This is a genomic window from Dyadobacter sp. (assembly GCF_051859145.1).
Classification (GTDB): Bacteria; Bacteroidota; Bacteroidia; order Cytophagales; family Spirosomataceae; genus Dyadobacter.
Genome location: NZ_JBHYGF010000445.1, coordinates 1 through 16,168 on the forward strand (window position 1 = coordinate 1; position 16,168 = coordinate 16,168).

The following is a 16,168-nucleotide window of genomic DNA, read 5'->3' on the forward strand; positions in this document are numbered from 1 at the left end:
AATATTGCTCTCAGATGCATTTTAGCGAGGTTATTTTAGTCACAGTTAAAAAATAGTGTTTACGCCCACCTCATAGTTTTTGAATATTTTAAAGATTGCTTTCTCAATTTCAGCCATGATCATAATTGTTTATTAGATGTACAAAATCATTTTTACCATATTTTTCTTCTTTGTTTCCATCCTATCAAAAGCGCAGGTTAGCACTGCTGATAGGATCTTGGGGGATTGGATTAGCGAGGAAAAGGACAGCCGGATTGAAATCTACAAAACGGGTCAGACATATTTCGGCAAGCTGGTGTGGTCGGTTGATCTTTTTGAAGCAGATGGTACCACTTCCCGGAAAGATGTACAGAACAGAGAAACTAATCTGCGTTCCCGTGAACTACATAATGTGAATTTGCTGCAAGGGTTTGTGTATAGTGACGGTATTTGGGACAACGGGAAAATGTACGATCCCCAAAGTGGCAAAACCTATAACTGCATTCTTCGCCTGAAAAATGATTTGCTTGAAATTCGCAGCTACATTGGGTTTCCGCTACTTGGGCGCTCGACCTACTGGAAACGTGCCCTCAAAGAAGCATTGTAACTGCCCTACTTTCTCGAAGTACACTCCATTTTCTTTATAGTAGATGAAATCATTATTTCTGCAAGAGCGGGCAGTGCTGAAAACAGGCTGCGTTCATTCGAGGTGATTTCAGAAGCATTAATTTGAGGGAAGCAGTAGTTTAAGCATATTTGCGTCTGATCTCTTCTTACCCGACGCAAATGAACCGCTTTGACCGCATTACTGCCATTTTGATACAGCTTCAATCCCGCAAAATCGTCAAAGCGCAGGATTTGGCAGAGCGTTTTGAGATTAGCCTGAGAACAGTTTACCGGGATATTAATTCGCTTGCGGAAGCAGGTGTACCAATCATAGGTGAGGCAGGTGTTGGCTATTCCATTATGGACGGTTATCGCCTGCCTCCCGTTATGTTTACCAAGGAAGAGGCGCGGACGTTCATTACGGCCGAGAAGCTGATGGAGAAGTTCACCGATTTTTCGACACAATCACAGTATCAGTCGGCGATGTTTAAAGTAAAAGCTGTGCTGCGGAGCAGTGACAAATCAATGGTCGAAAACCTTGAAAACCACATTGAAGTCCGGAAAAGCCACCACGCGTTCCACAAACCCAACAGCAACACACTCGACGTACTATTAAAAAGTATCTCGGAAAAGAAGATCGCCAGAATCAACTACAATGCGATCAACAGCGACGACCCGATGGAAAGGATCGTGGAACCCGTCGGCGTTTACCACGAAAACAGCTACTGGTACACGATCGCCTACTGCCACCTGCGCAGCGATTACCGCAACTTCCGCTCTGATCGCATTCTGAGCTGCGAGCTGACCGAACGGTCCTTTGAACACAAGCACGCGCCATTAAAAGATTTCCTTGAAGAAACCTACAACCACGCTGACCTCCGGCTTGTGCGGATCAGAATGGACAAAAGAATCGCCAGGTACGTTCGTGAACAGCGCGCGTACTACGGATTTGTCTCCGAAACAATCAAGGATGATGAAATCGAAATGAGCTTCCTTACCGCGTCGCTGGAAGGCTTTGCCAGATGGTACCTGATGATCGCTCCAAACGCCCGGATTATGGAACCAGTATCTTTAAAAAACACGATCAGAGGCCTTATAACAAAGATTTCAGAAAATCTGGATTGACTGAGAAGCTGCTGACATACTGTTGTCATCTGACTGATTTTATTTTGTCATAAACCAAAACAACAGCTAAAATGTCACAACTCACTGCAACTCCCGCAATTGAATCCAGCCTGGCTTATCTGATGCAGAACTACGCGGATTACAACCACTGGGCAAACTGTACATTGATCAACTGGTTAAAGACAAAACCTGGTGAAGTTGTTGAAAGAGAGACACTTTCAAGCTTTCCGACGATCCGCGAAACACTTATTCATATTGTGGAAACACAGCGTTACTGGCTGTCGGTGATCAATCCGGACGCTGATTACAGCGGCCAGGATTTTGATGGAGACCTGGACGAGACTTTTTCCTTCGTTATGGCGCAATCTCAGGAGCTTGCAGAGTACGTTGAAACGCTCTCACCCGGCGAACTGGCAGAAGAAACGTTGGTTGTCAATCCGTGGTTCGAATGCAACTTTCCAAAATTTGAGTATATCATGCAATGCATGAACCATAGCACCTACCACCGCGGACAAATCGTGACAATGGGCCGGAACCTTGGCTTCACTGATGCGCCGATGACAGACTACAACTTCTATAATGTCATGGCGAAGTGAAGATTGTTCCGGGATAGCTACCCATCCTGAAATATGCTACATTGTACCGATGGAACAAATACGAATTCTCGGGATTTCAGGAAGCCTGCGCACCGATTCAACAAACACGATCATCCTGAATACCTGCAAAACATTGCTGCCTGCAAATGCGGCACTTACTATCTTCCAGGGCCTGGACCGGATTCCGCATTTTAGTCCGGGGCTGGAAGACAATGAGGCTGTCGCCAGCTTCAAGTCTGCGATCTCACAAGCTGATGCAATTATATTCTCCACTCCTGAATATGCATTCGGGCTGCCCGGAACTTTGAAGAATGCATTAGACTGGACGGTCGCCACAGGTGAATTCAATGACAAACCGGTGGCTGCGATCAGCGCCTCTCCATTGAATACAGGCGGAGAAAATGCGCTCGCTTCCCTCCTTCTCACATTGACCGCGCTCGGCACTTTGCGGAACGATCACTCCGCAGCTGCCATTCCCAACATCAAAGGCAAAATCGAACACGGCTACGTCGCTGATCTTCAAATATTAAAGATCCTCCAATCTGTGATTGATAACCTGATAAGCCAGCTGGAACAGCGCGGGGTAATTTGAAGCGGAAATATCCAATTTATTATCCGGCAAACAAAAGACTACCAAATCAGTATAGTTCTATCGTTATTTTAATACATTTGGGTTTAATCCACATAAAACGTATTAAAATATGAAATTTGAGACCTTGCAGCTACACGCAGGCCAGGAACCAGATCCTGTAACCAACTCCCGTGCGGTACCTCTTTACCAGACTACATCCTACGTCTTCAACAATGCCGAGCACGCTGCAAACCTTTTTGCATTAAAGGAATTCGGAAACATCTATACCCGGATCATGAATCCGACCAATGATGTTTTTGAGAAAAGGGTTGCTGCTTTGGAAGGCGGTGTTGCCGCATTAGCTACTGCATCCGGGCATTCAGCGCAGTTTCTGGCCATTAATAATATTACAACTGTTGGGGACAACTTCGTTACGACTTCCTTTTTGTACGGCGGTTCTTATAACCAGTTCAAAAATTCATTCAAGAATATCGGCGTTGAAGCAAGATTCGCCGATGGTGACGATGTTAGCAGCTTTGAAAAGCTCATTGATGATAAAACCAAGTTCATTTATCTCGAAACAATAGGAAACCCAAGTTATAGTGTTCCCGATTTCGAGGCCTTTGCTGCATTGGCCAACAAATATGATCTCCCATTGATCGTGGACAATACTTTCGGTGCTGCCGGGGCTATTTTCCAGCCTATCAAACATGGAGCACACGTAGTGGTACAATCTGCTACCAAATGGATCGGCGGCCATGGAACTTCTATTGGTGGTGTGATCGTAGACGCGGGTACCTACAACTGGGGCAATGGGAAATACCCGCAGTTTACCGAACCTTCTCCGAGCTATCACGGATTGGTGCTAAATGATGTATTCGGAATAGGCGGTCCGTTCGGTAACATCCAATTCATCATCCGCGCACGCGTGGAAGGTTTGCGCGACTGGGGTCCCTCACTTTCTCCATTCAACTCATTCCTGTTCCTGCAAGGTCTGGAAACATTGTCTCTGCGCGTAGAACGCATCGGTGAGAATGCATTGAAACTCGCACAATGGCTGGAACAGCACCCTGCTGTGGAAAGCGTGAACTACATTGGCCTGGAAGGAAACAAGTACAACACGCTAGCTAAAAAGTACCTGACAAGAGGTTTTGGAGGTGTTTTATCGTTTGCTTTAAAAGGAGAGAAAAGTCAGGCGGAGAAGTTTGTAGATAACCTCAAACTGATCAGCAACCTGGCTAACGTAGGCGATGCAAAAACGCTGATCATCCACCCCGCGTCGACCACGCATTCGCAGCTCTCACCCGAAGAGCAGATCAAAGCAGGTGTACACCCCACCCAGCTTCGTCTCTCCGTAGGAATCGAGCATATAGATGACATAAAAGCGGACATCGAACAGGCGATCGGAGCATTGTAAAGGCAATCGGCTGTCAGCCATCGGCAAGATCCCAATGCCGTCAGGCATGAAACATCGGTAGGCATATAATATCGGTGGAAAAGGAATGCAAGCGATAACGCAAATGCCGTTAGGCATGAAACATCGGTAGAAACGAAATGCAAGCGATAACGCAAATGCCGTCAGGCATGAAACATCGGTAGAAACGAAATGCAAGCGATAAAGCAAATGCCGTCAGGCATGAAACATCGGTAGGCATATGATATCGGTGGAAACGCAATGCAAGCGGTAACGCAAATGCCGGTAGGCATGAAACATCGGTAGGAATATGATATCGGTGGAAACGAAATGCAAGCGATAACGCAAATGCCGTTAGGCATGAAACAACATCGCGAACGTTATGATCCGGCCATTGATATTACATCCCTACGGGATTTGACATCGGGCGATAACCTTACATTTCTACCGAGATTATATCCCTACGGGATTTGGCATTCGTTGGATACACCGACGTTTTACCGAAATTACATCCCTACGGGATTTGACATCGGGCGATAACCGTACATTTCTACCGAGATTATATCCCTACGGGATTTTCAGGAGCCAGGCGACCCTTTGGGTGCTTGGCTTTTTCTTGGCTGACGCGATTCGAAGCTAATTGCCGATTGCCGATTGCCGACAGCCGACCGCCGCCCCCTACTTTTCAATCCCTTCCAGCGCGAACATAAATGCGTATTGTAATGCGATTTCTTTGAGATAATCGAAGCGGCCTGAGGCTCCGCCGTGGCCGGCTTCCATGTTTGTTTTCAGGATCAATACATTTTTATCCGTTTTGTGCGTCCGCAGGCGGGCTACCCATTTGGCTGGTTCGAAATATTGTACCTGACTATCGTGCAGGCCCGTCATCACCAGCATATTCGGATAAGCCTTTTTCGCCACATTGTCGTAAGGCGAGTAGGATTTCATGTACGTGTAAGATTCCTTATTCTTAGGGTTACCCCATTCATCAAATTCATTGGTAGTCAGCGGAATGCTTTCGTCCAGCATGGTTGTAACCACATCTACAAACGGTACCACCGCAATAATCCCGTTCCAGAGATCAGGCCGCAGGTTGGAGACGGCGCCCATCAGCAGTCCGCCCGCACTTCCCCCCATTGCGTATAAGTGCCGCGTAGAGGTATAGTTCTGCTCGATCAGGTACTCGGCACAGTCGATAAAATCGTTGAATGTATTCTTCTTTTTGAACATTTTCCCGTCTTCATACCACTGGCGACCCATTTCCTGACCACCGCGGATATGCGCAATTGCGAACACGAAACCCCTGTCGAGGAGGCTCAATCTTGTGCTGCTGAAACTTGCATCGGTACTGTATCCGTAGGACCCGTAGGCGTAGAGTAAAAGCGGCGTCTGCGGACTCCTGCCCGTCTTCTTTTTATAAACAATGGAAATCGGAATGCGTACTCCGTCGCGGGAATTGGCATATAACCTTTCTGTTACATACTCTTCGGGATTATATCCCCCCACCACTTCCTGGCGCTTCTTCAACTCCTTTTTCTTCGACTCCATATCGTAATCGTATACAGAGCCCGGGGTTGTGAGCGAAGTATAAGTGTACCGCAGGTTTTTAGTATCGTACTCGGGATTTCCGGAAGGATGCGCAGTGTAAGCCGCCTCGCCAAAATCAACGTAATGTTCTGAATTGTTCCTCAGATCGCGAACCCGGATCTGCAGCAAACCATTTTTGCGCTCGCTTACGACCAGGAAATTCCTGAAAACCTCAATATTTTCAAGCAGCACATCATTTCTGTTCCCGATTACTTCCTTCCAGTTCTCCACGCCCGTGTTTGAAACCGGCGTTTCCATTAAGCGGAAATTCAATGCATCCTTATTGGTAACGATCAGAAACTTGTCTTCATGGTGGTCAATCTCGTACAACACATCCTTCATTCTCGGCTGAAAAACCTGGAATTCACCCTCAGGCTGGTCCGCATCAAGAATGCGGTACTCCGACGACATGGTAGCCGACGAACCAATCACAATGTATTTCTCCGACTTGGTTTTGCCCACGCCTATGTAGTTGCTTTTGTCCTTTTCAGCATAAACAACCACATCCTTTTTCGCGTCGGTACTCAAAGTGTGCCGTTTGATCTTCTCGCTCAGCAGCGTTTTCGCGTTTTTTGAAGTATAAAAAAGCGTTTTATTATCATTTCCCCATTCATAGCCGGGATCGGTACGCGGAATGGCGTCGGTGAAATTCTTTCCTGTTTCCAGATTTTTAACAAACATGGTATACTCCCGGCGCGAGACTGTGTCAACCCCATAAGCCAGCAGCTTGTTGTCCGGACTTACACTGAAACCATCCGCAGAATAGTAGGTATGTCCCTCGGCGAGCTGGTCTACATCCAGGAGAATTTCCTCCGGAGCTTCCAGCGAGCCTTTCTTGCGGCAGTATTTGAAATATTGTTTCCCTTCCTCACTCCTCGTGTAATACCAATATCCATTTGTAAAAACGGGCACAGATTCGTCTTTCTCTTTAATCCTGCCCTTCATTTCCGAAAACAAATCCTCCTGGAATTGCTTTGTTCCCGCCATCAACGTGTCAGCGTATGCGTTCTCCGCTTCGAGGTATTCTACTACTTTATTGCTGTCGGGACCGTTACTGAAGTAGTCCGCCATCCAGTAATATTCATCATTCCTTTTGTCGCCATGCATTCCGGTTTCATGGTCTTTCTTCTCTGCTACGGGCGCTTTTGCGGCCGGCCATTGATATGCTTTTCTTTCCAATTTCTTATTCTGATTACATGAAAAAACGATAACAGTTAACAGGAGTAAAATGATTCTCATTGCAAGGTGTAATATTAAATGTTTGAAATGTATTGTATGTTTAAAACTTACTTAACTTTTTAGATTACTTATAAACTACATACTTTAAATAAATTCATTACATAATAAATGGTCTAACAATATTCCACTTACTAGAAAATTTGAACATAAAATACATTTAATACTTTTGTAATATTTGATAGTATTTAAATGTATTATCCTTCTAGTATTTAGAATAAACTCAATACTAACCTGACAATTACAACATTTAAAAAGAACATAGCTGTACAAGCCTCTAAGTCAGCAAGCTACAAAAATACCTTTGTTATCCCTGTCGGTCGTTCGACTTACGTTATATTTGAGTCTTGTAACAAGACTTACCTCATGGATAAACCCGTTCATAAACTCTTTCTGCTCGACGCGATGGCGTTGATATACCGTGCACACTTTGCATTCATCAAAGCGCCGAGGATTACATCGAAAGGTTTAAACACCAGTGCCGTTTTTGGATTCACCAATACGCTGCTGGAAGTACTGCAAAAAGAGAAGCCCACACATATCGGTGTTGCATTCGATACCGCAGCACCTACGTTCCGCCACGTGCAGTTCGAAGCTTATAAGGCCCAGCGGCAAGAGCAGCCCGAAGATATTACCGTGGCGATCCCGCTCGTAAAGCGACTCCTGAAAGCAATGTGTATACCCATTCTCGAACTGGACGGTTACGAGGCCGATGATATCATTGGTACCATCGCCAAGGAAGCTTCCCTCGCAGGCTTTGAGGTTTTCATGATGACGCCCGACAAAGACTACGGTCAGCTGGTGGAAGAACATGTTCACATTTACAAACCCGCGTTTCTGGGTAAAAGTGCGGAGGTACTCGGAGTGAACGAAATTCTGGAACGCTGGCAGATCCAGCGCATTGACCAGGTGATCGACATACTGGGGTTAATGGGTGATGCAGTAGACAACATTCCAGGTGTGCCGGGTGTAGGTGAAAAGACTGCCCAGAAACTGATTTCTGAGTACGATACCATTGAAAACCTGATCACGCACGCAGATGAGATCAAAGGAAAACTTGGTGAGAAGATCCGCGAGAATTTCGATAAGGCTGTTTTGAGCAAACAGCTGGCCACGATTGATATCAAAGTGCCCGTACCTTTTGACGCGGAAGACCTAACCGTGTGCCCTGCCAATGCAGACCAGATCGTGGAGCTGTTTGACGAACTTGAGTTTAAAACCCTCAAACAACGCGTACTCGGAATCGGACACCCGATACAAACGACACAGGTAACCCGCCCGGTTGCCAAAACGCAGAAAGCCCAGCTAGACCTGTTTGGGAACCCGACAGAAGAAGTAGGCAAGCAACCCGCGATCATCAGTGAAGGCATTGCTGACGACGATGCCCCGGAACAAGCCTACGAAGACCTGCGAATACCCACAACCAGGCGCACGATTGACAATACTTTCCACAGGTACCACACCGTGGACACGCCGGAGCTCATGAAAAGTTTGGCTTATTACCTCAATCTGCAGGATGCATTCTGTTTTGACACAGAAACCACTTCGCTCGAAACGATCCACGCAGAACTGGTTGGCTTGTCATTTTCATATCTCGCCGGCGAAGCGTTTTACGTGCCGGTACCAGCAGATCGCACGCAGGCGCAGGAGATTGTGGAGTATTTCAGGGGCGTTTTTGAAAATGAAAACATTGAAAAGATCGGGCAGAATGTTAAATATGATCTGCTGATCCTGAAAAATTACGGAATAGAGGTAAAAGGAAAACTGAGCGACACGATGCTTGCCCATTACATTCTTGAACCCGACAAACGCCACGGAATGGATATTCTGGCGGCATCTTACCTCAACTATGATCCCGTTTCCATTACTTCCCTGATAGGCAAAAAAGGTGTGAAACAAGGAACAATGCGCGATGTCGCGATTCCTGAAATCACCCAGTATGCCGGTGAAGATGCGGATATTACCTTGCAGCTAAACGAGATCTTTTCGCGTGAGCTGCCGAAAGTAAATGCTTCAAAGCTGTATTACGAAGTTGAAATGCCGCTGACGAAAGTACTCGCTTCCATGGAAAGTACCGGCGTGCGGCTTGATATCAATGCATTGCGGGAAATGTCTGCCGTGCTGGAATCAGACCTGCGCGCAACGGAGTCGGAAATCTACGAAGCGGCCGGACAATCTTTCAATATCAGCTCTCCGAAGCAGCTGGGTGAGGTTTTGTTTGAAAAAATGAAACTGATTGAAAAACCCAAAAAGACCAAAACGGGCCAGTATGCTACCGGCGAGGATATCTTGTCGGACCTGGAAAACAACCACATGATCGCGCGCAAGATCCTCGACTACCGCGAGCTTCAAAAGCTGAAATCGACCTATGTGGATGCATTGCCACTGCTGGTCAGCAAGAAAAGCGGCCGCATTCACACCTCGTACAACCAGGCGGTAGCCGCTACCGGAAGATTGAGTTCAACCAATCCAAACCTGCAAAATATACCGATCCGAACGCCACGCGGGCGCGAGATAAGAAAGGCATTTGTGCCTGATACAGAGGAATTCCAGATTCTTTCTGCCGATTATTCGCAAATCGAGCTGCGGATTATGGCTGCATTCAGCCAGGACGAGAGTATGACGGAAGCCTTCAACCAGGGGCGCGATATTCACTCGACGACAGCCAGTAAGGTGTTCAAGGTAGATCTGGAAGATGTTACCTCGGATATGCGACGCAAATCGAAAATGGTCAACTTCGGTATTATCTACGGTATTTCCGCATTTGGGCTCGCTCAGCGGCTTGGTATCGCGCGTGGTGAAGCGAGTGAGATCATCCGTGCCTATTTCGAGGAATTTCCGGCTGTAAAAGGTTACATGGACCGCGTGGTGAATGAAGCACGGGAGAAGAAATACGTGGAGACGATCCTCGGCCGGAGAAGGTACCTGCCGGATATTATCTCAGGCAACCAGACCAACCGCGGCTACGCGGAACGAAATGCTATCAATGCGCCTATTCAGGGCTCAGCGGCAGATATGATCAAAGTGGCGATGATCAATATTCATGACTGGATGCAAAAAGAGCAACTGAAATCCCGGATGATCCTGCAAGTGCATGACGAACTTGTTTTCGACGCCCACAGGGACGAAATCTCGTTGCTGAAAGAAAAAGTGGATGACTTAATGCGCAATGCAATTCCGATGAGCGTGCGAATAGAAACAGGCATTGGCGTAGGCGCCAACTGGCTGGAAGCGCATTGAGTTGTGACAAACAAAAAAGAGCGGCAAGCCGCTCTTTTTTGTTTAATACCATCGTGGAATGCTTTCCTACTTCGACAACCAGATCTGCTGATTGATATCATCCTTACCAGCAAACTGGCTCTGAACGGAAGCATTGTAGTTCGCCTCATTCGTGGTACGTTCCGACAGCGGGTATTGCCAGCGCACTGCGATGCGGCCGGAGTTACCGGTTCCAACGCCCGTCATAAACTTCGGAAAACCCGTGCGGCGGTAATTGAAATAAGCCTCCATGCCTGAATTCATGAAGAATGCGAGGTACTTCTGCGTCACGATCTGTTCAAGGCCCGATACATTGTTGCCTGCATACTTCACGAGTGGTTGCGCGTAGTATTCATCAAAATTGAAGTTGATCGTATAGTTCGCGAAATCCGAAGCTGCGCGGCCGCCGGTTTTGGAGTAAGTCATCGTCAGCGCGCCGGTTTTCACACCATAAAACTCCTGTGAAGCCTGAATACCTTTTTTGTACCAGTCTTCGGCATTTCCGGTTGCCCAGCCGCGGTTGATACCTTCCGCTATGTTGAAGCACATTTCAGGATAGCCGATAATGAATGCATTCTCGCCAGTATAATTGGAATAATAGCGCGACCGGCTCTGGAATGAATATTCACCCGGAGCAAAGCCAGGTCCATTGTTTTTCCCCGCTTTATTGGACATATCCGAAAGATCCTCGCCTGAACTCGCTGCGATGAATGCAGAGAAGTCCGAAGGTTGCTTGCCGGCTTTCAACTGGGCGCCTGCTGGCTCAGTGGTCACCATCACGCGCGGATCTTTGCGTGCTGTAAGCAGTCCCACGTAGGTTTGTGCCATATTCTGGCGGGTCGCATCAAAACCGAAGTTGTCGGGATTAGAGGGATATTTATTGAAGGTATTGAATTTAAATTCCAGGTTATCTCCCATTCCTACCATCAAAGGATACTTGGCTGGATTTGAAATGATATCCGCAAACTGCGATTTTACATTCATTCCCGCCTCATTTTCTTTTTTACTCAAACGGATTAAAATGCGCAGACGAAAGCTATTAACCACTTTCTGCCATTGTTTAAGATCCTCGTTCAGGTAAAAATCCCCTGTCACTTTGGTATCGCCGGCAGCGATCAGCGATGTCATTTCTGCATTTGACTGGTCAAGCCAGGTCAGGATCTGCATGTAAATTTCCTTTTGAGAATCGTATTTCGGAGTTACATTTTCAAGTCCGAGCAGCGCCTCGCTCATTGGGAGATCACCGGCGCGTACAGACATCTGATCAAAGAAAAACGCCCGGGAAAACTTGCCCAATGCCGAGTAAACATTCACGTCGGCAGCACCGGCGCGCTTGGCCTCCTCCTCCATTTTGATCACATTCTTCAATGTAGGATAATGGTTTTCAAAGGAAGACCATTGGTACTCATTGTTTCCGTAATAATTGTAATTGATCGCGTAAAACTGGTTCCAGCGCATTTCGTCGCTGAAAGGCGTACCGATTTTATTATACATATCCATTTCAATCCCCTTCAAAACGAGGGAAGCGGGAGCAGTTACGGGCCGGTTTGGATCTTTTTCCAGATCCTCAAAGCTCCTTTCGCACGACGAAAGCGTGAATGCGAAAACGGCGCTTAATCCCAGAAGTTTTATGTTCAATTTCATTGTTCTGAATATTTCAAATGACAGTTTAAACAGTCGGATTTTAGAAAGTCAAGCTTACGTTAACACCGTAGCGGCGTACAGAAGGCGTTTGCAGATCAGAGCTGCCGCCTGCTACAAACTGGTTCAGATCGAGGTCTTTTTTCTCCGCGAAATAAAGCAGGTTACGTCCTACGAGCGATACTGATGCATTGCGGATGAACTTGCTTCTGGTCAGCCAGGTTTGTGGTAAAGTGTAGCCAATTACTACCTCACGCAGCATTCCGAAAGAGCGGCTCATCAGGTTACCTTCATCACTGTTGTAATAGCGGCTTACCCAATCCTGAACGTTTTGTGCAGTTGCATTTGGCTTGAAACGCAGCTCCGAAAGGTTCGTGATCTTGCCGTCAGCATCAAAATTCAATGCTGTTCCGCCTTCAACCTGCACACCCGGACCTACATACGTTTTGTTCTCGGTGTTGTTTTTGAAAGCCTGGTAATCCGTTTCCCTTGATGCACCCAGCTGGCCTTGTATCAGCTCAATGTGGCGACCGCCGCGGAAGGTTTGCTTTTGAATGTAGTTGGAAATCACACCGCCAAAGCGCCCGTCGAACTGGAAGCTGAAATTGACATTCTTGTAGTTGAATTTGTTATTGATACCCAATACAAACTTCGGGTTCACGTAACCCAAAAACTGGTTTACAGGAGAATATACCGGGCGACCTGAATCGTCATTAATAATCTGTCCATCAGCAGTTTTTGCGAAAGCGCGACCATAGTACTTGTCCATTCTGTCACCCACGCGGAAGAATGTGTTCAAAGCATCCTGGCCAGGGTAAATGTCCGTCAATACTTCCTTGAAAGTTGAATAATTGGCTACAACGTCCCAGTTGAAGCCGCCGTCAGTCTTCACGGGAGATCCTGTAACAGAAGCTTCCCAACCTGTTTTCTTCGTCTTGATACCATTTACCAGCGCCGTACTGTAACCGGTCGTAGTTGAAATCGGCAATGCAAAAATCCGCGGACCTTCGTTGGAGGTAAAGTAAGTCACGTCAAATCCCAGGCGATTGTTCATGATACGCAAGTCCAGGCCCACTTCGGTTTGAGAAGAAGTATTGGGTACCAGCGCCGGGTTGTTCAGCTGATCTGTAAAATACGCTGCCGGGGTATTGTTGTAAGCAAAAGGCGTAGAATAAACTGCTGCATTCTGGTAAGAAGGCCCGTCATAAGGTGATTTGTACTGATCGCCATACTCCTGCGGGTTGACATTGTTGGCTGTTGTGCCGATGGTCGACATCTTTAATCCGTCTTTTACATTCGCATAAGAACCGCGCAGTTTCAGGAACGAGATCACCTCAGGCAGCTGCACATAATCCGATATCACAGTAGAAGCGGCAACTGAGGGATAAAAGAAGGTATTGTTACCCGAAGGCAGCGTAGACAGCTTGTCCATTCTACCCGTAGTTGACAGCGTGAAGTAATCTTTGTAGGTAAAATCGGCAGAATAATAAGCCGAAGCCACGCGCATCGCCGAATTGAAATTCTCAATTTTCACCGGGTTCGCGGAGTTGCTGAAATTGTACAAACCCGGTACGTTAAGGTAATTCGTTGTGCCATAAGCAGAGTTGTACTCAAAGCTTCTGATGTTACCACCAGCCCATACTTTTGCATTCAGACCTGGTAAAATATCCTTATCAAATTTCACGAGAATATCCGTGTTGTTCTCAAAAAGGTTACGGCGGTCTTCCCTGTAATCACCACGGCGCTCATCACGTCCGTAAGCGCCCGCCGAATAAGGCATTTTCTCTGTGCGCAGCAGGTTCCAGGTAGTGATTTGCGAGCGGAATGTAGCTTCAAGGAAATCGGTGAACTGGTATGTCATGGCAGCTTGTCCGATGATATCCGATTTCTGGTGACCTCTCAGCCACTCGTAGCTCATGAAATAAGGGTTGTTGTAACGCTGGTACTCCGCGTAAATCTGCTGTATACCTTCTTTTCCAGGCTGCCAGTAGTTGCGCATCTGGTCAACATCCCAGTCAGCCCCTGCCCAGAGTACAATGTTGTAAATGATCGAATTGGGTCCGTAGTTCACGTCGGGAATGTTGGGCGTGTACTGGCGGTTGTACTGCAACGAGGAATTGAATTTCAGCTTTTTGGAAAAATTATAATCCGCCACCATGTTGAAGTTGGTGATATTCAGCTTCGTATTAGGCACAATCCCTTTCTGGTGTGTATGCGAAGTTGAAAAACGCAGGTTGTACTTTTCACCGGAAGCAGACACCGAAATGTTATTGGTAGAAAGCAAACCAGGTTGCAGGAAGCGTTTCAGGTTGTCTTTCCCGCGCGCTACCCAGGGAGTACCCTGCCGCTTGCCCGTAACCGGGTCCACCGGACTGTCATACTGCGGGATCAGCTGACCTTCAAACTTCGGGCCCCAGCCTCCATCGTAGTCACCATCGTTCAAACCGCCGCCTTTTCCGTCTCCGAATGCATACCGGCCGTGGTCACCCGGGCCGTACAAGTCCTGTACTTTCGGGATTGCATAAAAACCATTGTCCATCATAGTCGATGAATTGAAATCAACCGAAAACCCGCGCTTGTCTTTCGAGCCCCGCTTGGTGGTGATCAGGATTGCGCCATTCTTTCCGCGAAAACCGTAGAGTGCCGAGGCAGAAGCGCCCTTTAAAACCGAGTAAGTATCAATATCATCCGGACTCACGTTCCAGGTATCGGAGTTCACAGGTACCCCGTCGACTACGAAAAGCACATCAGAATTACCGCGTAGCTGGATATTTGGCTTGCGCAGCAGCTCCGACTGGATACCTACCGTCAATCCCGCTACTTTACCCGCAAGTGCATTGATCGCATTCGGTTCACGCGCTTTCACCACCGAATTTCCATCCACTGTCTGGATAGCAACACCAATGCGTTTTACGTCTTTCTTGATACCCAATGCAGTTACAACAACTTCGCTGAGCTGCCTCAGGTCGGTACCCAAAGTCACATCCACGGTACTCCGTCCATTCAGGTTAACTTCCTGGGTAGCAAAGCCGAGGAATGAAAAAGTGAGCACCGACGCATTGTCGCGCACTTCGATTCTGTACTTTCCTTCGGAATCTGTAATTGTCCCGTTGGTAGTGCCTTTCACGATGATACTGACACCGGGAATGGGCGCATTATCTTCACTGGCAGTTACTGTCCCAGTCACAGCCGTCTGTGACATAGCAATATGCGAGAACATCATGCAGGCAAGCAGAAAGCCGGCTTGCCTACTTCGCCTGAATAACTTCAGCCGCAGGTGGGAGTAAAAGTTTTCAATCATTTGACAAACGATTTGGGTGTTATGGATTAGAGAAAAGCTTTTGTTTAAACAGTTATTTTGAAATGCAAAAGTCAGACTTTGCAGAATTTTTGATGTTAAGTATTTATTAACATACTATAAACAAATAGGGCTGACCGGGACGGTGTTGCAGGAAAATGATATTGTCAGAAAGCAGCCGAAAGCGCTCCGTTAAAGTCGACCACATACTGGCCGGCCCTGTTGCAGGATCGCGCTTGCCCATGAAAACGGGAATCGAAGCCTATTAATCTGGCAAATTGGCATTAGTAAAAAAGGAAGGCTAGTACTCTAACTATGAGTTGTTTGCGGTACAAGTGATATTCAAACTTTCCAAATTGCTGTTTTATATTTGATTTGGTAAAAAGTTTTTTTCATACATTGACGAAGTCTCACTGCATTAGCTGACGTGGCAAATAAAATCCGGAATGTTGGTTTTGTTAAGCAGGCATTAACTTGTCTGAACAAGCTAACATTCACTACCACGTTTTTAATATAATTAAACATTTACCCGAAAAAAGCCAATTGCTTTTTTGTCACGCTCACCGTTACCTCACGCCAGAATACGCGTATCAAGGTCAATCGAAAAAAGATTTAAGAAACGGTTAGCAATGTTTACAAAGCAGGAAATCCAAATTCTCCATTTTATTGCGAGTGGCTATCCATCTGCCCAGATCGCCGAAAAACTTTTTATTTCCAGGGAAACGCTCAAAACGCACCGGAAAAATATCATCCGCAAGATCCGCCAGTCGCACGATAGCCGCATTACCCTGCTGCAATTCGCAATCACCTACGCCAAAGAGGTTGAAAAATCCCCCTGATGTGGGTATTTACGAGCG

Annotated in this window: 11 protein-coding genes; 8 read left to right on the forward strand and 3 right to left on the reverse strand. The window is 46.8% G+C overall.

All coding sequences use genetic code 11. The features are described 5' to 3' along the window. The first annotated feature begins 136 nt into the window (after positions 1–136). The 6 genes from ACTIE6_RS21320 (at position 137) to ACTIE6_RS21345 (ending at position 4,831) form a co-directional block, all read left to right on the forward strand. The gene (locus tag ACTIE6_RS21320; protein WP_439558554.1) at positions 137–586 is read left to right on the forward strand and encodes a DUF2147 domain-containing protein; all 450 of its coding nucleotides are present in this window, start codon (positions 137–139) and stop codon (positions 584–586) included. Positions 587–765: 179 nt separating this feature from the next. Beyond that, a complete protein-coding gene (locus ACTIE6_RS21325; RefSeq protein WP_439558555.1) occupies positions 766–1,710 on the forward strand; it encodes a helix-turn-helix transcriptional regulator in 945 nt (314 codons plus the stop codon). 71 nt (positions 1,711–1,781) lie between these two features. Beyond that, on the forward strand, positions 1,782–2,306 hold the full coding sequence (locus ACTIE6_RS21330; protein ID WP_439558556.1) for a DinB family protein: 525 nt from the start codon (positions 1,782–1,784) through the stop codon (positions 2,304–2,306). 49 nt (positions 2,307–2,355) lie between these two features. After that, on the forward strand, positions 2,356–2,898 hold the full coding sequence (locus tag ACTIE6_RS21335; protein WP_439558557.1) for an NADPH-dependent FMN reductase: 543 nt from the start codon (positions 2,356–2,358) through the stop codon (positions 2,896–2,898). A 109-nt stretch (positions 2,899–3,007) separates the two neighbouring features. Further along, positions 3,008–4,294 (forward strand): O-acetylhomoserine aminocarboxypropyltransferase/cysteine synthase family protein, encoded by a 1,287-nt coding sequence (locus ACTIE6_RS21340; RefSeq protein WP_439558558.1) that lies wholly within the window; start codon positions 3,008–3,010, stop codon positions 4,292–4,294. Between the two features lie 357 nt (positions 4,295–4,651). Continuing rightward, positions 4,652–4,831, forward strand: coding sequence for a hypothetical protein (locus ACTIE6_RS21345; protein ID WP_439558559.1), 180 nt, complete (start codon positions 4,652–4,654; stop codon positions 4,829–4,831). Positions 4,832–4,969: 138 nt separating this feature from the next. On the opposite strand, the gene ACTIE6_RS21350 is transcribed toward ACTIE6_RS21345, so the two are convergent. Further along, positions 4,970–7,117: a S9 family peptidase gene (locus ACTIE6_RS21350; RefSeq protein WP_439558560.1), complete on the reverse strand. Its 2,148-nt coding sequence runs from the start codon at positions 7,115–7,117 to the stop codon at positions 4,970–4,972. A 363-nt stretch (positions 7,118–7,480) separates the two neighbouring features. Here ACTIE6_RS21350 and polA point away from each other — a divergent pair, with 363 nt between their 5' ends. Next, positions 7,481–10,354: a DNA polymerase I gene (gene polA / locus ACTIE6_RS21355; RefSeq protein WP_439558561.1), complete on the forward strand. Its 2,874-nt coding sequence runs from the start codon at positions 7,481–7,483 to the stop codon at positions 10,352–10,354. A gap of 66 nt (positions 10,355–10,420) precedes the next feature. Here the strand turns inward: polA and ACTIE6_RS21360 are convergent, their stop codons facing one another. Both ACTIE6_RS21360 and ACTIE6_RS21365 read right to left on the reverse strand, forming a co-directional pair. Further along, the gene (locus ACTIE6_RS21360; RefSeq protein ID WP_439558562.1) at positions 10,421–12,016 is read right to left on the reverse strand and encodes a SusD/RagB family nutrient-binding outer membrane lipoprotein; all 1,596 of its coding nucleotides are present in this window, start codon (positions 12,014–12,016) and stop codon (positions 10,421–10,423) included. Positions 12,017–12,056: 40 nt separating this feature from the next. After that, positions 12,057–15,314, reverse strand: coding sequence for a SusC/RagA family TonB-linked outer membrane protein (locus tag ACTIE6_RS21365; RefSeq protein ID WP_439558563.1), 3,258 nt, complete (start codon positions 15,312–15,314; stop codon positions 12,057–12,059). 626 nt (positions 15,315–15,940) lie between these two features. On the opposite strand from ACTIE6_RS21365, the gene ACTIE6_RS21370 reads away from it, so the two are divergent. After that, on the forward strand, positions 15,941–16,150 hold the full coding sequence (locus tag ACTIE6_RS21370) for a response regulator transcription factor (RefSeq protein ID WP_439558564.1): 210 nt from the start codon (positions 15,941–15,943) through the stop codon (positions 16,148–16,150). Positions 16,151–16,168: the final 18 nt, after the last annotated feature.